This is a genomic window from Nocardia sp. NPDC052566 (assembly GCF_044547285.1).
In the GTDB taxonomy this organism is placed as follows: Bacteria; Actinomycetota; Actinomycetes; order Mycobacteriales; family Mycobacteriaceae; genus Nocardia.
This window is the reverse complement of the sequence record NZ_JBIUAF010000001.1, coordinates 1,393,591-1,415,175: the sequence shown is the minus strand read 5'-3', so window position 1 is coordinate 1,415,175 and position 21,585 is coordinate 1,393,591. Positions and strand designations below refer to the sequence as shown.

The 21,585-nt window shown below is 69.3% G+C and carries 20 protein-coding genes; 7 read left to right on the top strand and 13 right to left on the bottom strand.

Annotated elements, in window-relative coordinates; genetic code table 11:
* Positions 1-104: 104 nt before the first annotated feature.
* On the top strand, positions 105-1,478 hold the full coding sequence (locus ACIG5A_RS05670) for an FAD-dependent oxidoreductase (protein WP_397238086.1): 1,374 nt from the start codon (positions 105-107) through the stop codon (positions 1,476-1,478).
* Between the two features lie 89 nt (positions 1,479-1,567).
* Here ACIG5A_RS05670 and ACIG5A_RS05665 read toward each other — a convergent pair whose 3' ends face one another.
* The 4 genes from ACIG5A_RS05665 to ACIG5A_RS05650 form a co-directional block, all read right to left on the bottom strand.
* Positions 1,568-1,978, bottom strand: coding sequence for a nitroreductase family deazaflavin-dependent oxidoreductase (locus tag ACIG5A_RS05665; RefSeq protein ID WP_397238084.1), 411 nt, complete (start codon positions 1,976-1,978; stop codon positions 1,568-1,570).
* Positions 1,979-2,043: 65 nt separating this feature from the next.
* Positions 2,044-2,430 carry an ankyrin repeat domain-containing protein gene (locus ACIG5A_RS05660; protein ID WP_397238082.1) on the bottom strand — a complete coding sequence of 129 codons (387 nt, stop codon included), beginning with the start codon at positions 2,428-2,430 and terminating at the stop codon, positions 2,044-2,046.
* A gap of 22 nt (positions 2,431-2,452) precedes the next feature.
* Positions 2,453-2,737: an antibiotic biosynthesis monooxygenase family protein gene (locus tag ACIG5A_RS05655; RefSeq protein ID WP_397238080.1), complete on the bottom strand. Its 285-nt coding sequence runs from the start codon at positions 2,735-2,737 to the stop codon at positions 2,453-2,455.
* A 69-nt stretch (positions 2,738-2,806) separates the two neighbouring features.
* Positions 2,807-4,192, bottom strand: coding sequence for an APC family permease (locus tag ACIG5A_RS05650; protein WP_397238078.1), 1,386 nt, complete (start codon positions 4,190-4,192; stop codon positions 2,807-2,809).
* Between the two features lie 108 nt (positions 4,193-4,300).
* Here ACIG5A_RS05650 and ACIG5A_RS05645 point away from each other — a divergent pair, with 108 nt between their 5' ends.
* Both ACIG5A_RS05645 and ACIG5A_RS05640 read left to right on the top strand, forming a co-directional pair.
* Positions 4,301-4,927 carry a TetR/AcrR family transcriptional regulator gene (locus tag ACIG5A_RS05645; protein WP_397238076.1) on the top strand — a complete coding sequence of 209 codons (627 nt, stop codon included), beginning with the start codon at positions 4,301-4,303 and terminating at the stop codon, positions 4,925-4,927.
* Positions 4,924-6,069: a P1 family peptidase gene (locus ACIG5A_RS05640; protein ID WP_397238074.1), complete on the top strand. Its 1,146-nt coding sequence runs from the start codon at positions 4,924-4,926 to the stop codon at positions 6,067-6,069. Before ACIG5A_RS05645 ends, ACIG5A_RS05640 begins: the two co-directional genes overlap by 4 nt.
* On the opposite strand, the gene ACIG5A_RS05635 is transcribed toward ACIG5A_RS05640, so the two are convergent.
* The 4 genes from ACIG5A_RS05635 to ACIG5A_RS05620 all read right to left on the bottom strand — a co-directional run bounded on the left by ACIG5A_RS05635 (position 6,070) and on the right by ACIG5A_RS05620 (position 12,845).
* Positions 6,070-6,507, bottom strand: coding sequence for a nuclear transport factor 2 family protein (locus ACIG5A_RS05635; RefSeq protein WP_397238072.1), 438 nt, complete (start codon positions 6,505-6,507; stop codon positions 6,070-6,072). It lies immediately after the preceding gene.
* Between the two features lie 117 nt (positions 6,508-6,624).
* Positions 6,625-7,203: a hypothetical protein gene (locus tag ACIG5A_RS05630; protein WP_397238070.1), complete on the bottom strand. Its 579-nt coding sequence runs from the start codon at positions 7,201-7,203 to the stop codon at positions 6,625-6,627.
* 106 nt (positions 7,204-7,309) lie between these two features.
* Entirely contained in the window at positions 7,310-8,818 is a 1,509-nt protein-coding gene (locus ACIG5A_RS05625; protein ID WP_397238068.1) for an ABC transporter substrate-binding protein, read from the bottom strand.
* A gap of 229 nt (positions 8,819-9,047) precedes the next feature.
* A complete protein-coding gene (locus ACIG5A_RS05620; RefSeq protein WP_397238066.1) occupies positions 9,048-12,845 on the bottom strand; it encodes a BTAD domain-containing putative transcriptional regulator in 3,798 nt (1,265 codons plus the stop codon).
* A gap of 146 nt (positions 12,846-12,991) precedes the next feature.
* On the opposite strand from ACIG5A_RS05620, the gene ACIG5A_RS05615 reads away from it, so the two are divergent.
* On the top strand, positions 12,992-13,894 hold the full coding sequence (locus ACIG5A_RS05615; protein ID WP_397238064.1) for an alpha/beta fold hydrolase: 903 nt from the start codon (positions 12,992-12,994) through the stop codon (positions 13,892-13,894).
* On the opposite strand, the gene ACIG5A_RS05610 is transcribed toward ACIG5A_RS05615, so the two are convergent.
* Entirely contained in the window at positions 13,879-14,343 is a 465-nt protein-coding gene (locus tag ACIG5A_RS05610; protein WP_397238062.1) for a universal stress protein, read from the bottom strand. The genes ACIG5A_RS05615 and ACIG5A_RS05610 overlap by 16 nt on opposite strands.
* A gap of 182 nt (positions 14,344-14,525) precedes the next feature.
* Here ACIG5A_RS05610 and ACIG5A_RS05605 point away from each other — a divergent pair, with 182 nt between their 5' ends.
* The 3 genes from ACIG5A_RS05605 to ACIG5A_RS05595 all read left to right on the top strand — a co-directional run bounded on the left by ACIG5A_RS05605 (position 14,526) and on the right by ACIG5A_RS05595 (position 18,031).
* The gene (locus tag ACIG5A_RS05605) at positions 14,526-15,986 is read left to right on the top strand and encodes a carotenoid oxygenase family protein (protein ID WP_397238060.1); all 1,461 of its coding nucleotides are present in this window, start codon (positions 14,526-14,528) and stop codon (positions 15,984-15,986) included.
* Between the two features lie 41 nt (positions 15,987-16,027).
* Entirely contained in the window at positions 16,028-16,294 is a 267-nt protein-coding gene (locus tag ACIG5A_RS05600) for a hypothetical protein (RefSeq protein ID WP_397238058.1), read from the top strand.
* Between the two features lie 135 nt (positions 16,295-16,429).
* Entirely contained in the window at positions 16,430-18,031 is a 1,602-nt protein-coding gene (locus tag ACIG5A_RS05595) for an SMI1/KNR4 family protein (RefSeq protein ID WP_397238056.1), read from the top strand.
* Here ACIG5A_RS05595 and ACIG5A_RS05590 read toward each other — a convergent pair.
* From ACIG5A_RS05590 to ACIG5A_RS05575, 4 genes are all read right to left on the bottom strand, one after another.
* Entirely contained in the window at positions 18,028-19,269 is a 1,242-nt protein-coding gene (locus ACIG5A_RS05590) for a lipase family protein (protein ID WP_397238054.1), read from the bottom strand. The two genes, ACIG5A_RS05595 and ACIG5A_RS05590, sit on opposite strands and share 4 nt — an antisense overlap.
* A gap of 69 nt (positions 19,270-19,338) precedes the next feature.
* Positions 19,339-20,121, bottom strand: a complete 783-nt coding sequence (locus tag ACIG5A_RS05585; protein WP_397238052.1) for a crotonase/enoyl-CoA hydratase family protein — start codon at positions 20,119-20,121, stop codon at positions 19,339-19,341.
* A gap of 51 nt (positions 20,122-20,172) precedes the next feature.
* Entirely contained in the window at positions 20,173-20,823 is a 651-nt protein-coding gene (locus tag ACIG5A_RS05580; protein ID WP_397238050.1) for an enoyl-CoA hydratase-related protein, read from the bottom strand.
* A gap of 10 nt (positions 20,824-20,833) precedes the next feature.
* The gene (locus ACIG5A_RS05575) at positions 20,834-21,442 is read right to left on the bottom strand and encodes a TetR/AcrR family transcriptional regulator (RefSeq protein ID WP_397238048.1); all 609 of its coding nucleotides are present in this window, start codon (positions 21,440-21,442) and stop codon (positions 20,834-20,836) included.
* Positions 21,443-21,585 lie beyond the last annotated feature (143 nt).

Sequence of the window (21,585 nt, the reverse complement as noted above, 5' to 3'; positions counted from 1 at the left end):
GCCAGCACACAGTGTTTGCCAGAAGATCAGTGTGCGGTAAGCGCTGGTCCGGCGCAGGGCAACTCGAAAACTGACGGATAGCCGACACCGGTACCGTTGGCGGTATGAGTGAACGTCTGGTGATCATCGGCGGCGACGCGGCGGGAATGTCGGCGGCCTCGCAGGCCCGCAGGTTGCGCACGGCGGGCGAGCTGGAGATCGTCGTGTTCGAGCGCAGCGGGTTCACCTCGTTCTCCGCCTGTGGCATCCCGTACTGGGTGGGCGGGGATGTGCTCGAGCGTGACGCGCTGATCGCCCGCACACCGCAGGAGCATCGCGCCCGCGAGATCGACCTGCGCATGCGCACCGAGGTCGTCGAGATCGACATCCCCGGCGCCCGGGTGCGCGCACGGGATCTGGCGTCCGGCGCGGAATCCTGGACGAGCTACGACAAGCTGGTGATCGCGACCGGCGCCCGCCCGATCCGCCCCGAGATGCCCGGTATCGACGCGCCGGGGGTGCATGGTGTGCAGACACTCGACGACGGCCAGGCACTGCTGGAAACCCTCGACCGCACCGAGGGCAAGCGCGCGGTGGTGGTCGGGGCGGGCTATATCGGGGTGGAGATGGCCGAGGCGCTGATCCAGCGCGGCTATGACGTCACGATGGTCAACCGCGGGCCGGAGCCGATGTCGACCCTGGATCCGGATATGGGTGCGCTGGTTCGAGAGGCCATGTCCGGCATGGGAATTCGGGTGATCGGCGATGCGCCGGTGACCGAGCTGCGCACCGGGGCCGACGGCCGGGTGCGCGCGGTGGTGACCGCGGCGGCCGAGTACGAGGCCGATGTGGTCGTGCTCGGGATCGGTGTGCACCCGGAAACCGCGCTGGCGCGCGCCGCGGGATTACCACTGGGGACGCACGGCGGGCTGCTCACGGATCTGGCGATGCGGGTGCGCGGGCACGACAACATCTGGGCCGGTGGCGATTGCGTCGAGGTGCTCGATCTGGTGTCGGGGCGCGAGCGCTACATCCCGCTTGGCACCCACGCCAACAAGCACGGCCAGATCATCGGTTCGGGCGTCGGCGGGGGATATGCGACCTTCCCCGGTGTGGTCGGCACCGCGGTCAGCAAGGTCTGCGATGTGGAGGTCGCGCGAACGGGGTTGCGCGAGAAGGACGCTCAGGCCGTCGGGCTCCAATACGTCACGGTCACCATCGAGTCGACGAGCCGCTCGGGCTACTACCCGGGCGCCGCGCCGATGACGGTGAAGATGCTCGCCGAACGCCGCACCGGGCGCCTGCTCGGCGTGCAGATCGTCGGCCGCGAGGGCGCGGGCAAGCGGGTCGATATCGCTGCCGTCGCCCTCACCGCCCGGATGACGGTCGAGCAGATGACCGCACTGGACCTCGGGTACGCCCCGCCGTTCTCCCCGGTCTGGGACCCGGTCCTGGTCGCCGCCCGCAAAGCGGTGACCGCGGTCCACCGGCGCGGCTAGCCGCACCCGTCGAGCGCAGTCGAATGGCCGTGCGACACGTCATATGTGACGGTCATTCGACTGCGCTCGACGGATCCTCGGAGACAGGCTCAGGCGGGCTCGCGGTAGGCCGCGAGGACCGGGATGCGGCGGCTCGTCTTGGCCTCGTACTCGGCGAAGCCCGGCATGATGGCGACCATGCGCGCGTAGAGCTCGTCGCGCTCGGCGCCGGTGATCTCCTCGGCCTTGGCCTGGTAGGCCTCGGTGCCGATCTCGATGGTGAACTCGGGGTTGGCGCGCAGGTTGTGGTACCAGGCCGGATGCTTGTCGGCGCCGCCGTTGGAGGCGATCAGCACGATGCGGTCGCCGTCGGGCAGATACACCAGCGGGTTGGTGACCGCGTTGCCGGATTTGGCGCCGGTGGTGGTCATCACCATCATGTTGGCGCCCTCGAACATGCCGCCGACCTTGCCGCCGTTGGCGCGGAACTCCTCGATCACCTGCGTGTTGAAATCGCTCATGTCATCCCTTTCGGTTGCTATGTCCACCATCGCCAACTCCGGGGACCGCACGGGCATTCCCGGGCTCAGGAATCGCCGAACAGATCGCCCTTGCCGAACATGGCGGCCGCCTCGCGCGCCGAGGGCGTGCCCGCGTCCGGATCGGCGCCCGCCGCGAGCAGCGCGCGCACGATCTCGGTCTCGCCCTTGAACACCGCACCCGCCAGCGGGGTCTGGCCCTTGTCGTTGGGCCGGTTCGGGTCGGCGCCGCGGGCGAGCAGCGCCGCGACCGCATCCGGATGCCCGTGGTAGGCCGCGAGCATGAGCAGCGTGTCGCCGTTGTCGTTGGTGAGGTTCACCGGGACACCGGCATCCAGGTAGGCGACCAGCGCCTCGGCATCGCCCTGCCTGGCGAAGTCGTAGACCTTGGTGGCCAGTTCGAGCAGTTCGGGATCGAACTCGTCAGCACTCATCTGCTTTTACTACCACCCGCGCCTAGACGAGCGTGCCGAGCTCGTCGCTGACCAGCTCGCCCAGTGTGGCGAAGAAGGCGGCGATACCGGGCAGGTTGGGGCCTTTGGCGCGCGAGGCCGCGAAGTCCGCGTCGGTGCGCCACTCGACGATGTCGAGCCATTGATCGCCGGGCAGCCGTACCAGTCGCGCACCGAGGAAGCCCGCGCGATCGGATTCGAAATCGGCCACCATGGCGGGCCGGGCCGCCAGCATCTGTTCGACCTTGTCCGGTGCCACCGTGAACCTGGTCAGCTCTACCGTTGTCATGACTGCCTCCTGAAGCGATCAGCTGTGTCACGCTGCTCAACCGCGCTGGTGGCCAAAGTGTTCCGCGCGTCAACTTTCCTCGAGCGGATCGGGCAGTGACCAGCGGTCGCCGCGGCGCGGGTGCAGGTAGGCGGCGTAGTAGGCGGCGCCGAGTCCCATGGTGGCGGCGGCGATGGCGAGCTGGGTCCAGGTGTCGCGCAGGACCTGGTAGCTGACGTAGCCGACGATGCCGATGACGATCAGCGGCGGCGCGGGCCACAGCGGCATGCGGTAGCCGCGGCTGGTGCGCGCGCCGCGGCGGCGCAGGCGCAGCGCCGACAGCGCGACCATCAGGTAGACGACGATGACGGCCGATCCGGTGGCGGTGATCAGCCAGCGGATCGGCACGAAACTCGCGGCCAGCGCGGCGAATACCCCGACAACCACGGTGGCCGCCACCGGCGTGTGCAGCCCGGGATGCACGTAGCCGAGCACCCGATCGATGGGGTCGGGCCAGGAGCGGTCGCGGGCGGAGGCGAACAGCAGGCGCGCGATCTGCAGGATGATCGCGATCACCGCGTTGATGATGGCGATCGCGATGCCCGCGCTGACCACCTCGTCGACGAGCTCGCCGCCGCGGCTGGTGAGCAGGTAGTTCATCGGCGCGTCGCTGCTCAGCAGCGCCTGCATCGAGGGCGCGCCGAGCACGACCGCCGCGAGCGGGACGACCTCCACCGCCACGGTGACCGCGAGGGAGATCATGATGATGCGCCCGATCGTGCGCGCGGCGTTCTTGGTCTCCTCGACGTAGTAGACGGCCGCGCCGTACCCGTTGTAGGCGAACAGCGCGACCGGTACCAGCGCGGCCAGTGCGCCCGCGCCGACGTCGGCCAGCTGTCCCGCGTGCACGGTCTGCGCACGCAGGAATTCGGCGGGTCCGCGTTCGGCGTGCAGGAAGCCGAGTGTCGCGAGCACCAGGACCGCGACGATCTCGACGCTCAACGCGATTCCGGTGATCCAGGCGTTGGCGCGGATGTTCAGCAGTGCGATCACGGTGGTGACCGCGATGACCGCGACCCCGATCCACTTGCCGCTCAGCGCATCCCACACCACGCCCAGATACGCGCCGGTGCCGAGGGCGATGACGGCGATGATCAGCACCCCGGTGACGAGGGTGAGCAGGAAGGTGGCGAATCCGGCGGGTTTGCCGAGTAGTCGTGCGGCCCATGAGTATTCGCCGCCGGTGATCGGATAGGTCGCCGACAGCTCCGCGTAGCAGAGCCCGACGAACAGTGCCGCGACCGCCGCGATGAGCAGCGCGGCCACCGAGGCGCCGCCCGCACCGAGCAGTACCGCGGGCACGATGATGAACACGCTGGAGGCGGGGGTCACCGCGGACAGGGTGATGAGGATGTTCTCGCGCATGGACAGCGAACGCGACAGCTGTTGCCGGTAGACGGGCAGTGGCTCGGCCATGAGCCGCCCCTTTCTTTGACTATCAGTCAAAGAATGACCGAAATCCCTTGCAGGTAGGGCGAAAACCGGTTAATTTTCTTTCAACTCGGAGTCAGTGTCAGGAGTCGGGTGGGCAGGCGTAAGGATCAGTCGGCGGCACGGGCGGCCATCATCGAGGCGACACTGACCGCCATGCGCCGGCGCGGTGTCAACGGGCTGCGGGTGCGCGATGTCGCCGAGCTCGCCGGTGTCTCCACCGCGACCGTCCACTACTACTTCGACGACCTCGAGACGCTGCTGCGCGAGGTGCATCGCCAGGGCAGCGACCGGTTCTTCACCGACCGGATGGCCATGGTGGCCGCCATTCCCGACGCCCGCGCGAAACTGCGGGCGATGATCGCCGCGGGCATCCCGAGCTCGGTGGACGATCCGCTGGTGATCGCGCTGTATCAGCTCAACGCCCACCTCGGCTTCCACGACGAGCATTCGCTGCTGCTCACCGCGCTGTACGAGAAACAGGTCGCACTGTATCTGGCCGTGCTCGAAGTCGGGGTGGCACAGGGACATTTCACGCTGACCGAACCCGCGCTCGATATCGCCAGCAATCTCGTCGCGCTCGAGGACGCCTACGGGCTGCACATCGTGACACCCAACCGCGCGGTGCCGCCGGCCCGCGCGGCCGAGCTGATCTGCTCCTACGCCAGAACCGCGACGCACTGTCCGGAGATCACCGCACCATGTCAGGAGGGTCGATGACCGCGACCGATACCACCGCCCGCCGCGCCCGCGATCTCGGGCTCGAATTGCCCGGCACGCCAGGGCCGTTCAACGCGATCACCGATGTGCCCGGCGTCGAGGTCGGCTATCGGACGTTGATCGAGGGCGACGGCGCGCTGGAGGTGGGCAGGGGTCCGGTGCGCACCGGGGTCACCGCGATCCTGCCGCGCGGGCGCGACGGGGTCGGGCGACCCTGTGCGGCGGGCTGGTATTCGCTCAACGGCAACGGCGAGATGACCGGCACCACCTGGATCGAGGAGGTGGGCGAATTCTCCACGCCCATCGTCATTTCCAATACCCAGGCGATCGGCGCCTGTCACACCGGTGTGGTCGAGTGGATCAACCGGGTACATCCGCGGGTGGGCAGGCAGTGGCTGCTTCCGGTGTGCGCGGAGACCTGGGACGGCTATCTCAACGACATCAACGGCGGCCACGTCACCCCGGCGATGGTGGGCGCCGCGCTGGACGCCGCGCGCTCGGGACCGGTGGCCGAGGGGTCGGTCGGCGGCGGCACCGGCATGAACTGTTACGCGTTCAAGGGCGGCAACGGCACCTCCTCGCGCCGGATCACGCTGGGCGGCACCACCTACACCCTCGCGACCTTCGTGCAGGCGAATTTCGGTGCGCGCAAGGAGTTGACCGTCACCGGCCACGCGGTCGGGCGCCGCCTCGACGTGCCGAATCCGATGGAGACCGACGACTGGTTCGACCGCGATCTGACCGTTCCGGCGGGGTCCGGCTCGGTCATCGCGATCGTCGCCACCGACGCACCGCTGGACGCGGCCCAGTGCAAGGCGCTCGCCCGCCGCGTTCCGCTGGGCCTGGCCCGCACCGGCACCACCGGCAGCTTCTTCTCCGGCGATATCTTCCTGGCCTTCTCCACCGCCAACGACCGGGCGGGCTCGACCTCGTTCGGCCCGGAATCGCTGCCGGACAACGAGATCGAGACCCGCGCCGTGCTGCCGTGGTACCGGATGAATCTGTTCTACGAGGCGGTGGTGCACTCGATCGAGGAGTCGGTGCTCAACGCGCTGCTGGTGAACCAGGACATGACCGGTCGCGACGGGCACGTATCCCCGGCGCTGCCGCACGAAGCGCTGCTGAACCTGTTGCGCGGCTGATCATCCCGCGGACGGAGCGAGGAACAGATAGCTCTTCTCCTCGACCCGCCGGGTGATCCGCCACGCGCCGTCGACGCGGGCGAAGGTGTCGTGATACCACAGCCCGCACAGCATCAGGCTCTGCCGCCCGTCCGCGCCGGGCACCAGCATCGGGTTGTGGCACATGGTGCGCGCGGTCGCGGTATCGCCGTCGACGGTGATCGTGGAGTTGGCGATCAGGTGTTGGAAGGCAAGGAAATTCGGCATCACCTCGGCGAGGAACTTCTTCGTCGCCGCCAGGTCACCGACCGCGCCGCCCATCGCCGAATAGTCGATGTGGGCGTCGGCGGTGAAGACCTCGTCGAGCAGATCCCACTGGTGGGTGTCGACCGCGTGCGAATACCGGACCATCAGGTCCTCGATCTCCATGCGATCCGAAATCTCCTGCAGTGACAGCACGAGCGCCTCCGATCCGTGGTCCCCGCGCCTCACGGTAGCGCGCCGCGCGGCCCCGCACGCGGGTATCGCCCACCGGCGCGGCGTGATCCGCCGCCGATACCCGCTGTCGCTCAGGCGTTATCCGGCGCTGCCGGTGCCCGGACGTGGCGCGCGCTGCCGCGCGCAGGCGTTGTGGTCGGCGTCGGGGCGGTCCAGATCCGCGGTGCGCCCGCAGCCCTTGCTGTTGATGCCGTCGCGGTTGAAACCGGAGCGGTCATAGCCCCACCGGTCGTAGCCGTTCTTGTCGTAACCCGTACGGTCGTAACCGAATTGGTCGTAGCCGTTGCGGTCGTTACCCCAGGTGTCGCGGCCGTCCCTGTCGAAACCGTTGCGGTCGCGGCCGTTACGGTCGTAGCCATCCCTGTTGTAGCCGTTGCGGTCGTAACCGTCGCGGTCACGGCCCAGCCGATCACGGCCGTCGCGGTCATAACCCGACCGGTCGTAACCGGACCTGTCGTAGCCCTGCCGATCCCGGCCGAACGCGTCGAAGCCGTCCTGGCCGTAGTCGCCGGCCTTGCAGGTGACATCCCCCGGGGCGCAGGGCAGCGCGAACGCGGGGGCGGCGACCGCGACGGGTGCGAGCACGACCGCCCCGACCAGGGCGGTGCGCACCACCGCCTGCCGCACCGCGTGTGCACCTGTCGTCCACTGCAACATGATTCAACCTCCGATAACAACGAAACCGGGGCACGGTTCCCGTGCCCCGGCTCGCCTATCGGTCAGCCGACCAGTCTTGCTACATGGTCGGCCGGAAACCGCCGATCTACTTCTCGATACCCTCGAAGTCGAACAGGCCGTTCCAGGTCAGCTCCGCCTTCTTCACCTTGTCCGAGCGCCCCGCCGCGGCCTGGTAGTCGAACAGCGGAATGTCGGCCATATCCTTCAGCAGCAGTGCCTGCGCCTTGGCGACGATCTTGTACGACTCCTCCAGCGTCGGCGCCGCGAGCGCCGCGTTGAGCAGGCCGTCGAACTCGGGGCTGTTGTAGTTGACGTTGTTGGTCTCGGAGAAGCTGTAGTACTGCGAGGTCAGGAACTGCAGCATGGTGGGGTAGTCACCCTGCCAGCCGTAACGGAACGCCTTGTTGATGGTCTTGGCGTTGATCTCGTCACGGATGTTCTTGAACGTCGGGTACGGGTAGCCGACCGCCTCGATGCCGAGGGTGTTCTTCACACTGTTCGCGACGGCCTCGACCCACGCCTGATGCCCGCCGTCGGAGTTGTAGGCGATCTCGTAGCGGCCCGACCACGGCGAGATGGCGTCGGCCTGCGCCCACAGCTTCTTGGCCTCGGCCGGGTTGTAACTCAGCGCCTCGACACCGGGCAGATTCGGGTTGAATCCTGGCAGCGTCGCCGCGGTGAAGTCCTTGGCGGGTTTACGGGTGCCACGGAAGATGTTCTCGCAGATCTGCTCCCGGTTGACCGCCATCGAAATCGCCTTGCGGCGCAGCACGCCTTCCTCGCCGCCGAAGTGCGGCACCGAGGTCTGGATGCCGACGGCCGCCTTGTACGCGATCGGCTTGAGGATCGCACGGTCGCCGAGATCCTTCTTGTAGGTGGCAAGCGCGCTGTCCGGCAGGATATCGAGCGCATCGAGGTTGCCCGCCTGCAGATCCGCGTACGCGGTGTCGTAGGACTGGTAGTGCACGAACCGCAGACCCTTGTTCTTGGCCGGGCGCCCGCCCTTGTAGTCCGGGTTCGGGATCAGGTCGATCTTGACGTTGTGCTCCCACGCGCCGGTCTTGGCGAACTTGTAGGGGCCGTTGCCGATCGGGTTCTCACCGAAGGCCTTCATATCCTTGAACGCCGCATCGGGCAGCGGATAGAACGGCGCGTAACCCATTTCGGTTTCGAAGTCGATCGATGGCTGTTTGAGCTCGACGGTGAAGGTGCGTTCATCGATCACCTTCAGACCCGACATCGTCTGCGCCTTGGGGGTCTTCTCGTTCACCTCGTCGAAGCCGACGATCAGGCTGAACACGTAGCTCTGCAGTTGAGCATTGGTGCCGAGCGCGCCGTAGTTCCACGCGTCCACGAAGTTCTTGGCCTTGACGGTGGTGCCGTCGTTGAACTTCCAGTCCGGCTTGATGACGATCTTGTAGTTCTTGCGGTCGTTCGTCGTGATCGACTCGGCCATCTCGTCGTGCGCGACACCGTTGCGGTCGTAGAACTTCAGGCCCGCATACAACCGGTCGACGACGCGTCCGCCCATGTTCTCGTTGGTGTTGGTCGGAATCAGCGGGTTCTGCGGCTCACCGCCGTTCACGGTGACCATGCCGCCATCGTCACCACTGTCCGACGAACAGGCGGTCAACCCCAGGCTGGTGGACAATAAAACTGCCGCGGTCAACGCTGCCGCTCTTGTGAATCTCACGCGTTCTCCCGTATCGAGCTCGGTCCGAGGCGGCCTCCGATCGGACCCGCCTTGGAATCTCTTCGGACAGTAACTATTTCGGCGATCGTTGTCTTCGTAATGACGAACGACGTTCGCGCGGCCCGCCGCGTCAGCCTCCTTCGGTCGGTGGTCGGTCTCGCCGGGGCGCCGCGCCGGCGCGTCCGGCGAGCGCGCGTGCGTCGCGATGATGTGCCGCCGCGGTCTCGGGCTCGCCGAGCAGGGCGGCGAGGTCACCGAGGTAGTACGCGACCGGTTCGAGGGTGATCAGCCCGCTGCCCGCACCCGCCAGTTCGGCTGCGGCGGGCAGCAATCGGATGTAGGCGCGGCGGGCGATCTCGGTGTCGCCGAGTGCGAGGGCGGCGCGGGCCAGCAGGGCGGTGCGCAATTCGACGAGCAGATCCGGTGGGGAATCCGGGACGGCGGCCAGTGCGGTGCGCGCGGCGGCGTGATCGCCGGTGTCCAGCAGCGCGAGTGGTCGGATCCACGGTTCGTAGGGGCCGTAGTCGCCGGGCGGGACAGGTCTGCCGTGTCGCAGGCGCACACAGCACAGGGCCAGTGCGGGCAGGCCGTGTTCGACACCGGGCATTCCGGTACCGGCCAGCTGGGTGGCCGCACTACGGTAGGCGGCCTCGGCGGTGTCGGCATCGTCCGAGACGGCGTGGCGCAGTGCGCGATACCACTGGGTGAACACAGCGGTCAGCGGTAGGTCGTACTGCTCGCCGAGCCGGTCGACAGCGGCGGCATGGCGATCGGCTGCGGTGAAATCGGCGAGGGCGCACTGCGATTGCAGGCCGATCAGGTGACCGAGCACTTCGAAGGTCACCAAGTGTGGTGTGTCGGCGAGGGCGATCAGTTCGCCGGCGATCGCGGCGCGCTCGCCGGCCAGGCCCGCGTGCTGGAAGGTGTGCAGGTAACGGCCGTTGAGCGCGAAGGCGAGCACGGCGGGATCACCGAGCTCACGCGCGATGGCCTCGGCCTCGGCGGCGGCGCGCCTGCCGCGCTCGCTGTCGATGCCGCGCAGCTCGATCGCCATCGTGGTCAGCAGGCGGCTGCGCAGCTCGCGCTGGTCGGCGGGCAACGCGGGGAGTGCGTGCGCGCTCGCTGCGATCGCCTGTGCGGCGAGGGCGGGATCGTCGGTATCGGTCCACAGTGCGGGCACGTCGAAAGCCGCGACGACGCGGGCCAGCTGTTCGGGATCACCCAGCTGTTCGGCGGTGCGGATCGCCTCGCCGCGGTAGCGGCGCGCGGCGTCGAGATCACCGGTGACGGCCAGCGCGCGAACCAGGCCCATGGTGGCGTCGAGACGGGTCTCGGGTTCCGCGGTCGCGCTGCGGTCGAGCGCGTGAATCACCGTGCGCCACACCCGCGCTGCCTCGTGCGGGGCGAAGGCACGCTCGGCCGCATGGGCGGCGTGACGACCGTAATAGGCAGCGCGCGCGGCGGTTTCCGGACTGTCGGCGAGCAGGAAGTGATGAGCCAGCGCCGCGAGATCGCCCCGGCCGGTGCGCTCCATCAGTTCGGCGATTTCGCCGTGCCATCGCGCGCGCCGCGGCCGGGCGATCTCCTCGTACACGGTGTCGCGAATCAGGTCGTGCGCGAAACGGATTCGCCCAATCGGCGCCGCGGTCGACCGGGCGGCACGTCGGACGGTTCCGACCGGAGGACCGGTCGACGATCCAGCGCGTTGCCCGAAGTCGTTCGAAGGCTCGGCCGACTGTCCGGCGCGTTGCGCGGTGCCGATCGAGGATTCGGCCGGCGGGCCGGGGCGTTGCACGGTCTCGCACGGGGCACCGGTCAGCCGTCCGCCGCGTTGCGCTATGTCGTTCGGTGTGTCGATCAGCAGTCCGGCGCGTACCGCTGTTTCCATCGCGTCGAAGGTGCGCTCCGCGTCCCCGATCAGTGTCACGAGCAGCGTCGGGTCGATCTCGTTGCCCAGCACCGCCGCACGCCGCAGCACAGTCACGGTCGGCTCGGGCAGCACCGACAGCCGATAGCGGATGACCTCACGCACGCCCGGCGGGACGCCGTCCAGCGCCTCGACACCTTCGTCGCGCAGCAACCGGGCCAGTTCCCGCACGAAGAACGGATTACCACCGCTGCGCTGATGGATCCGCCGGATCACCCTCGGCTCGGGCACGGCACCGGTGATGTCCGCGACGATCGCACCGACCTCCGATTCGGCGAGCCCACCGAGGTACACCCGCGCCGGTTCGGCGCGCGCGATCCGGGCCAGCGCCCGCGAAAGCGCGGGCCCGCTCTCGGTGGTCCGATACGTCCCGACGACCAGCATCGAACCCGTAAAGCGTTCCACCACAAGCATTGTCAGTAGGTCCAGGGTTTCCTCACCGGCGTCGTGCAGATCGTCGAGCACGAGCAGCAACGGACCACCCGCGGCGACCCGGGCGAGGTAGGCGACCGCCGCACGATGCGCACGAAACCGGGCCGCGGGATCGACATCGCCGGTGGCCGAAGACAGCTGCGGCACCGGCCCGGCACCCGCTGCCGACAACTCGTCGAGTATCCGCGTCCACGGCCAGCCGGGTGGCGCACTCTGATCGGCCGGATTCTCACCCCAAGCCGTCGTCCAGCCCCTGGCACCCAGCTCACCCGCGAATACCGAAGCGAGCGTGGACTTCCCAGCACCCGCCGCGCCGGAGATCAGCACAACGCCCAGCCCATCACGCACGTGCGCGTCGGCAACGTCCAGCAGTCGCGCGAGTTCACCATCACGCCCGACGAACACCGATCCTTGCGGTGCCGCTCCGCGCGCACCGCCGACGCGGTAGTCGGCGACGCCGCGTGGCCGCGCACGTTCGCCACCGCGCCCGATGATCACCGGATCTCGTCCGCCGCCGCGGTCGTCGGCGACGCCGGATGGCCGCACGAGCCCGCCATCGTCATCGACGGATGCATGACCCTGCGGTCTCACACCGGGTCCACCGCTGGGGAGCGCGTCGGCGAGATCGAGCCGCCGCGCCGGTTCGGCATCGCGCCCTGCCAATGCTGATCCGTGTGACGCCACTCCCGGTTCATCGCTGACGATGGACACCTCATGCGATGCGACATCTGATCCACTGCTGTCGCGAGCGTCGGTGATGTCGAGCCGCGCGGCATCCCGTGCGCCGTTGTCAGCGGAGCGGGCTGTGAGATGTGGTGCGTGGGAAAGGATGTCGGCTTCGAGGCGGGTCAGGTCGGGGCTCGGGTCGACGCCGAGATCGGTGCGCAGGGTGGTGCGGATGGTGCGTAGGGCGGTGAGGGCGTCGGCTTGGCGGCCTGCGCGGTAGAGGGCGAGGGCGAGCATGTGCCAGGACTGTTCGCGCAAAGGGTGTTCGGCCACTTCGGTTTCCAGCGCGAGGACGGCTTCGGGGGCGCGGCCGAGGTCGGTGAGTGCGCGGGCGCGGTGTTCGACGGCGAGTTGGTGCAGGCCGTCGAGGCGGGTGATCTCGGCGCGGGCCCAGCCCTGGTCGGCGAATTCGGCGTAGGCGGGGCCGTGCCACAGGGCCAGTGCGGTGTCGATGTCGGCGAGCGCTTCGGTGGTGCGGTGCGCGGCGAGCAGGGCGTCGACTCGGCCGACGGCCGTTTCGAAGCGCCACGCGTCGACCGCGTCCGGCGCTGCGGCGAGAGCGTAGCCGGGGGCGGCGGTGACGAGCAGGGTGGCGGGGGCGCGCGGCGGGCGATGGGGTTCGAGGATGCGGCGCAGGGCGGCGACGAAGGTCTGGAGTGCACCGGTCGCGTTGTCGGGCGGTGTTTCCCACAGGTCGTCGATGAGGGTCGCGACCGGGACCACGCGGCCGCGGGCGATCAGCAGCCGGGCCAGCACCGCGTGGTGGCGTGGTCCCTTCAGCGCGAGGCGGCCGCGATCGTCTTCGGCCCGGAGCGAGCCGAGGACGCCGAAGGTCACCGCCACGGTGTCGCGTTCCCGGTCACGTCGGTGATGGTAGTCGGCGGGCGCGGGGCCGCTCGAGGGTTGCTCAGTCGTCGATGATCGGTTGCTCAGTGGGTGCGGGCACGCTCGTCGAGGTCATCACCACAGCGAAGTAGAAGGCAGGACCCATGCGAGCGAGCATTCCCGGATTCGATTATCAGCGTGTCACCGTCGCCGACGGTGTCGCGCTGAATGTGGCGGTGGGCGGTGCGGGCAGCCCGATCGTGCTGCTGCACGGCTTCCCGCAGACGCATCTGATGTGGCGTCATGTCGCCGCCGATCTCGCCGCCGACCACACCGTGCTCGTCCCGGACCTGCGCGGCTACGGCGACAGCGACAAGCCCGCCGACACCGGCGGGCACACCTATTCCAAGCGGACCATGGCCGCCGATATCGTCGCGCTCGCCAGCGCTTTCGGCCACGAGCGGTTCGCGCTGGCCGGGCACGATCGTGGCTCGCTGGTGGCCTTCCGCGCCGGGCTCGAGCATCCGCGGGCGATCAGCCATCTCGCGCTGCTCGACACGTTCCCGACGGTGAACATGTGGGAGGTGCTGCACGGCAGGGCGGCGGCGGTCGGATTCCACCTCTACCTCACCGCACAGCCCCCGGGGTTGCCGGAGCAGATGATCGGCGCCAGCGCCGACGCGTTCTTCGGGCACTTCCTCGATATCTGGACCAACGATCCCGCCGCGATTCCCGCCGAGATCCGCGCCGCCTATCTGGCGGCGAGCCGCCGGGCAGTGCCGTCGATCGTGGCCGATCTGCGGGCCTCGGCGAATATCGACCTCGAACACGATCAGGCCGATCGAGCCGCCGGGGCCCGCCTGTCCATGCCGGTCACCACGATTCAGCAGGATTGGGGTGCGGCGCTCGGCTTCGACGCCGAAAGCCTGTGGCGCGCTTGGGCGCCCGATCTGGAGAACCTGACGGTGCGCTGCGGGCATTTCATGGCCGAGGAGGCGCCCGCCGAGATCATCGGCGCGCTGCGGGGGCTGCTCGCCCGGGAACCGGTGGGTCAGCCGGTGGTGTGATCGTCGGCGTGCTCGCCCGGTTGTTCCTGGTTGGCGATCAGCACTGAGCAGCGGGCGTGGCGGGCCGCCTTCTCGGCGGTGGAGCCGATGAAGCGGCCCCAGATCGCCGAATGCCCGCTGCGCCCGAGGATCAGCAGATCGGCGTCGTGTTCGGTGGCGGCGGTCGCGAGTGCCTGCGCGGCATGTCCGGCGCGCAGGTCCGCGCTCGCCGCGATCCCGCGCTTGCCCGCCTCGGCCAGTGCGACGGTCAGCCAGCCGCGGCAATCCAGCTCACCGACCGAGCGCTCCTCCTCGAGCTCACCGACCACCGGCCCGTAGTGGGGCAGATGCTCCTCCACGGCGACGATGGTCAGCGCGGCGTGGTCGGCGGCGGCCATCTCGAAGGCCATCCGCAACGCCACCCGCGCCCCGGCCGATCCGTCGTAACCAACCACGATGCGCTGGAACACCCGTCCAGTGTGCGTCCTCACCGGTAACCGATCCAGTACCTGAACGTTTGCCCGCGTCACCAGGCGCGCCGCCCCACCCGGCTCACCGATCGGAGCACCGGCGCGGTCGGCATCGCACGGTTCGCGAAATGCCGCCTTGACCGGGGCACTTCAGTAGGGTGATGCGTGGGAGGCGCTGTGTTATGACGCTCAGGGAAGAACTTGTCGCACCCGCTGCCGAGGCATTGACGAATCCGTATCTGGAAGGGCCGTATGCGCCGCAGGCGCAGGAGATCACCGCGGCCGATCTGCCGGTGCTCTCGGGTGAGGTGCCCCGCGATCTGGACGGGGTCTACGTGCGCAATGGGCCCAATCCACAGTTCGCGCCGCTGGGCCGCTATCACTGGTTCGACGGTGACGGGATGTTGCACGCGGTGCATTTCGACAGCGGACGCGCCACGTATCGCAACCGGTATGTGCGCACCGACGAGTTCACCACCGAGCGCGCGGCCGGAACCGCCCTGTGGCGCGGGGTGATCGAGCCGTGGGACACCAATCCGCCGGGTGATCGCCGCGAACGCAATGCCGCCAACACCGATGTCGTCTTCCATCACGGCAACCTGCTCGCCCTGTGGTACCGCGCGGGCAAACCGTATGCGCTGGACCCGATCACCCTCGAGACCCGCGGCGCCGACACCTTCGGCGCGACGCTGCCGTGCGAGGTTTCGGCACACGCCAAGGTGGACGAGCACACCGAGGAGCTGATGTTCTTCGACTACGGCATCCACGCACCGTATCTGCGCTACGGCGTCGCCGATCCGTCCGGAAAGGTCGTGCACCACACCGGTATCGAGCTGCCCGGCCCGCGGCTGCCGCACGATATGGCGATCACCGAGAACTATTCGATCCTGATGGATCTGCCGCTGTACAACGATCCGCGCGCCGCGGCGGCGGGCCGGTTCAAACTGTTCTTCGACCGCGAATTGCCCAGCCGCTTCGCGGTATTGCCGCGCCGCGGGACCGCGGCACAGGTGCGCTGGTTCGAGGCGAAGCCCGGCTACATCTATCACTCGGTCAACGCGTGGGAAGAGGGCGAGGAGATCGTCATGATCGCCTGCCGGGTCGCACGGCCGAGCCCGGTCACCGATCGCGCGCATCCGCTGGCGCAGCTGCTCGCCTACCTGCGCCCGGAGGCGACGCTGTACCGGTATCGGTTCAACCTGCGCACCGGCACGACCGCCGAAACGCCGTTGGACGAGGTGAACACCGAATTCCCGGCCATCGATCAAACCCGCACCGGGCGGCGCGGGCGCTGGTCGTATCAGATGCGGCTGTCGGTGGATCGCACCATGCTCTTCGACGCGGTCGTCAAATACGACGTGCGCACCGGCGACAAGCAGACCCAGCCGTTCGGCGACGGGATCTTCGGCAGCGAACTCACCGTGGTGCCGCGCCCGCACGCGCGCGACGAGGACGACGCGTGGCTGACGATGTTCGCGCACAACAACCACACCGGGCGCTCGGAGGTGTGGATCTACGACGCCGCCGACGTGACCGCCGGGCCGATCTGCCGGATCGGCCTGCCCGCCCGGGTTCCGCTCGGTTTCCACGCCACCTGGGTCAGCGGTGCGCGCATGCGCGCGGCCGCACAGCCGCTGGGCTGAACCTCGCCCGTGCGCCGGGTCCCGCGTGGTATGAGTGTGCCGTGGCAGACGCAGGGCCGCAGGGCAATCCGGGGGACGGCAACGACCCGGTGTGGAAACCATTGTCGGCAGCGAGAATACGGCCTGGCTCGCCGACCAACGCCCGCAGCTCGATCCCGGCTGATTCCCGCACCGGCCTCGACACAATCGGCCTGGAACTGACCGCCATCAGCCTGCTGGCCGCCGACGAACGCGCCGCCCACCTGGTCCGCGCCGACCCGCATCATTGCACCGTCGCCGCTACCGCGACCTGTGCCGCTCCTTGCTGACCGCGCTGGGTTGGGGCTGTGCGGTCCGGTCACGAAAGGTAGTGTGTGTGAACCGGATTCCTCGCACAGGGATCCGTCCCTGTCGGTGTGGGTGGTTAGGGTGGGCCGCGACGCGATAGGGCACGGGTGAATGACATGACTGAGTTGACCGAAGAGGTCGAGAAGCTGGCACGCGAGTTCGCGGTGGGCGGCATGACAGCGGGAACGGTGGAGCTGTACCACGGGAGGGGTGGCAACTTCGGCATCCATCCTCGCGACGTGGTCGGCACGCTGGCGCCGCCGCTGCCGGACATCTCGGCCATCGCGGCGGCGGTGCGAGCCGAGCTGGGTGCGGGCGCCGACGACATGGCATGGATGCGGCTGCGGTTGTCGGGCGAGCGCTACGAGTTCCACTACCGCTGCGGCGACCACGCATTCGAGTGGGAGTCCGCCCGCCGGGTGATCCGCGACCCCGCATATCGCTATCCCGGTCACGCGGTACCGATCCTGCGCACCGAGGCAGCCCCGGGCGACCGGCCCACCGATCCGGCATCGGTCGAGGCCGTGGCCGAGCTGGTCCGCGAGTACGTGGCGCTGCGCACCGAGCAGGACGGCAGCGCTCCGCACTGGGGCGCCGGGAACACCGAGGCGGAGATCGCCGCCGCCGAGGCGCGGATCGGTATACGGCTGCCGGAGGACCTGCGGGCGCTGTATCGGGTGGTGGGCTCCGAGCTCGACGAGGGCGGTCTGCTGGCGTTCACCACGCTGTTGCCGTTGGCGACCGTCGCCGCGGCCCACCTGAACGACGACACCGCCACCGCGGGCCTGGAATACGGTCACGGCACCGTAGGGGCCTGGCGGGATTCGCTGTTCGCCGGCAGCGATCGCACCGTCTTCGAATCCTGGCCCCACGGTGTGGTGCGGCGCGTGTCGCGCAGCCCGAAGTGGGTGATCATCGGCGTCGGCGACCGCGCGGTGACGGCCGTCGACCTCGACCCCGGCCCGCTCGGGGTATCCGGGCAGGTGATCGAGTTCGAACCCGACGGGTGGTACGCCGCCTTCCGGCACGACGACTCCGTCCTGGCGGTACTGCGGCGGACGGTCGAGTCGCTGCGCAGGGGCGAGTCGGCGCACGAGTACTACTTCGCCAAGTACACCGGCTATCGGCGGCATCAGGCGATGCTGCGCGGTGCGAGCGATGTGGCGGGGCTCCCCGATGCGATCGCCGTGCAGGAGCTCACGATCCACGGCGCGGACTCGTTCGACGCCACCGAACTGGCGTCGCTGCCCGCGCTGCGGAGTCTGCGGCTGCACGGTGTCGCCGCGGCGCGGTTGGCCGTGCCGCACACGGTCGCGCTGGAACTGCTACAGCTCGCCGTACCGCGCATCGAGCTGGCGCCACTGGCGGGCCACCCGACCCTGTGGGACCTCACCCTCGCCGGAGCGACCGAGCCGGTGCGCATCGCCCCGCTGGCCACACTGCCGTCACTGCAACGCCTGGACATCTCGGAGGTCGAGGTCGCGGACCTCGAGGCGGTCGCCACGATGCGGTCCTTGCGGATGTTGGTGGCGACCCTGCCGCAGTGGCAGCTACTGCGCGACCGTGGCGCGGTCCCCGCCGGACTGGCCGCCGCGGAGCTGGTGGGCGATGCCGCCTTCGACGACGAAATCGTCTGGGCCGCAGGGTTCGGTATCGACTCCGTCACCGTGTCGCTGCCGGTCCTGCGTGGCACGCTGACGAATGGGCGGCGCGGCTAGCCGGTAGCGCGGCCCATCCAGCGGTCGATCTGGTCGACGCCCGCGGGGAAGAAGGCGCAGGTGATGTGGTCGCAGGGGAAGACGCTCATGGTGACCGACGCGCCGCCCGCCTGCCAATCCCGTTGCAGCTGTTGGGCTCCGGCGAGGGGGATCCACTGGTCGAGCAGGCCGTGCCACAGGTAGATCGGCATGGTCGGGATGGCGCCGCCCGCTTTGGTGTCGCGGTAGATCTGGCGCACCAGCGGGGTCTTGTAGGGGTCGACCCTGGTCATGGAGGCCAGTGACACCGGGACGACACCGTAGGCGGCGGAGGCTGCGCAGAGGTTCTTGGCCAGCTGTGCCGCCGCCGCCCCTTTGGCGTTGAGCAGATCGAAGGCGCCGGGGTAGACGCGCGCGATGCCGATCACCGCCATCAGATACAGCACCGACGCGGGCGGTTGACCGTCCATGGTTTTGCGCAGCAGGCTCAGGTCGGCGGGTGTGCCGCCCGCCGCGGCGCCGCGCATGACCAGTTCCGGTGCGTACCAGGGCTGCATCTGCGCGGCCCATACCGTGGCGATGGCGCCGCCGCTGTAACCGATCATCGCGATCGGGCTGCCTGCCAGTCCCGCGTCCGGGAAGGCGAGGGCGGCGCGGATGCCGTCGAGGACTTCGCGGCCCTGGGTTGGTCCGTGCGCGTAGGCCATCTTCGGGCCCTGATAGTCGGTGAGCACCACCGCGTAGCCACGCCACAGCAGCTGGCGGGTGATGTCGGGGACCTCGAGGGACGTCTCGTGGGTCAGCTGATAGGACGGATTGCATTTGAGTCCGACGCTGTCGATGGCGTAGTTGTTGCTGACCGTATGCCCGTTCCAGTCGACGGGTTTGAGGATGGTGGTCACCGAGCTGATCGGCGCGCCGGTGGCGTCGGTGGTCTTGAACCACAGCTGCCATGCCTCGAAGTCGGCGGTGAAGCCGAGCGGCGCCCGCACGCGCACGGCACGGTTGGCCAGGATCGTCCCGTTGGGCAGTGCGTCCAGCGGCCCGGGATCGGCCGGTTCGTCCGCGTCGAGTGCCCCGGGGTGGGTGGGTGCGGTGCTGTGGAATCGCATGTCCAGGAACGGGTCCCCGGTGGGGTCCGGGTCGAGATCGCCCGCCCGCACCGGCTGCGCCGCGGCCGTCGCGGCGGTCAGCACGAGCACCAGCAGGACAGCGATGGCCGACCACGCGCACCACGGCCTTCGGGGCAGGAGGGTCACGCCGCCGAGGTTAGCCCACCGATAGCCCCGGGTCGGGGATCTCGCCTCGGGTCGGGGAGTCGGTCGGCGCTACTGCCCGCGCCACTGCGGTGCGCGCTTCTCGGCGAAGGCGCGCGGCCCCTCCTTGGCATCCGCGCTGACGAAGACCGGGGTCGCCTCCTCGACGCTCATCTGCCAGATCGGGCGATCCCAATCGGAGCCGAAGTCATTGACGCGGTGGATGATTCGCTTGGAGGCGCGCACCGACAGCGGCGCGTTGGCCGCGATGGTCTCGGCCAGTTCCAGCGCGGTGTCGAGCACCTGCCCGGCGGGGACGACACGGTTGACCAGACCCCAGTGCGCGGCGGCCGCGGCATCGATCGGGGTACCGGTGAGCGCCATCTCCAGCGCGATCTTGGGTGGGATCTGGCGCGGCAGCCGCAGCACACCGCCCGCCGCGGCGATGAGCCCCCGCTTGACCTCGGGCAAGCCCAGCTGCGCGTCCTGGCTCATCACCGCGAGGTCGCTGGCGAGCACGATCTCGGTGCCGCCGCCGAGGGCGAACCCGTTCACCGCCGCGATCAGCGGCTTATCGATGAAGTGCTGGACCAGTCCGGCGAATCCCCATTCCGGATGCTCCGGATCGTGAATCCCGTTGCCGCGCGCCAACTCCTCGAGGTCGGCGCCCGCGCAGAACGCGCGCCCGGCACCGGTGATCACTCCGGCCCGCAGCTCCGGATCGGCGGCGAGTTCCTCGAGCGCGGCGCCGACCGCGGCCGAGAGCGCGGCGTTGACCGCGTTCATCGCCTCGGGCCGGTTCAGCGTGATGACGGCGACGTGGCCGTGGCGGGCGAGGCTGGCGGCTGCGGTCAAGACGGGCTCCCTTGTTCGTTGCTGTTTCGGAACCTACCGTCGCACAGGCGCTTACGCAGTCAACGCGGCGACGGCCCCGGCGTACATGGTGTGCTTGATGGCAGCCAGTGTCCCGCGATCCTTGCCGCCGAGCGGCGCGAGGAATTCCAGCGCGGCGGCGGTGAGCTGGTCCAGGTCGGCGGCGCGGTCGACGATGTCGTAGGCCTGCGCGTCGACGCCGCCGAAGCGGCGCCCGGTGGTCATCGACGCGACCGCGGCGCGCGGGGTCAGCTTGGCCTGGATCAGCGCGGCCATTCCCTCGGTGAACGGGATGCGGATATCGACCTCGGGAAAGCAGAAGTAGCCGCGGTCGGCGCGCATCACCCGGTAGTCGTGGGCGATGGCGAGCATGGCGCCGGCACCGAACGCGTGCCCCGGCAGCGCGGCGACGGTCGGGACGGGCAGGGTGAGCACCCGCGCCAGCAATGCCTGCACCCGCCCGACGTACCAGGCGCTGCGGTCGCCGTTGGCCAGCAGCCAGTCCAGGTCGAGCCCGTTGGAGTAGAACTTGCCGCTCGCGGTGGTGATCAGGCCGTGCGCGTCGTCGGCGAGCACCGTGTCCAGGTGCGCGTTCACCTCGTCGAGAAAGGCCGCGGAGAAACGGTTCTCGTCGTCGCCGAGGTCGAGGACGGCGATCTTGTCGTGGTAGTGCAGGGTCGGCATGCGGTGTTCCTTACCTCGTGGTGGACGGCGGGGGTGGGCCCACCGCCAGGACGGCGCGCACGGCGGCGCGCAGTTGATCGCGGGCGATCGGTCCGGTGAGCCGGTCGCGGCGCAGCAGGATCGCGGTCGGCAGGTCGACCACGCACAGGGTGAGCACGTCGACGGCGGCGCGGTCGCCGCGGCCCCACAGCCGCCGCGACAGGCCGACCATCAACCGCACCAGGGTCTCGTCGACGGCGGACAGTTCGGTCGCGAGTTCGGCGGGGAGGTCGTCGCCGAGCAGCGCGTCGCGGTCGAGCACGAGCAGCAGCCGCGACGACTCGGGGTGCCGTTCGGCGAAAACCGCGGGTGTCTCGGCGGCGGCGAGGACGGCGTCGGTGGCGTTCTCGCGCGCGTCGACCTGCTCGGTCTGCAACGCGAGGAAGCGGCGGGCGGCACGTAACCACATGCGGCCCAGCAGTTCCGCGCGGGAGCCGAAGGTGTGGTAGATCGCGCCGTTGGAGGCGCCGGTGGCGCTGGCGACGGCGCGGATGGTGACCGCGGCGGGCCCGGCGCGCACGGCGAGGGTTTCCGCGGCGTCGAGCACGGTGTCCGGATCGTGCGTACGGGGCCGTGGCATGCCGTAGACGATAACAGAGCACACGCTCTGTTATACAAACATGCAGGTATTGTCCACCGGCAGTGCGTATTTCACTTCACCGGTGCCACAACATAAACTTCGTTACGCTGAAGCGCCCCGGCACTACGATGCGGTACTGTTCG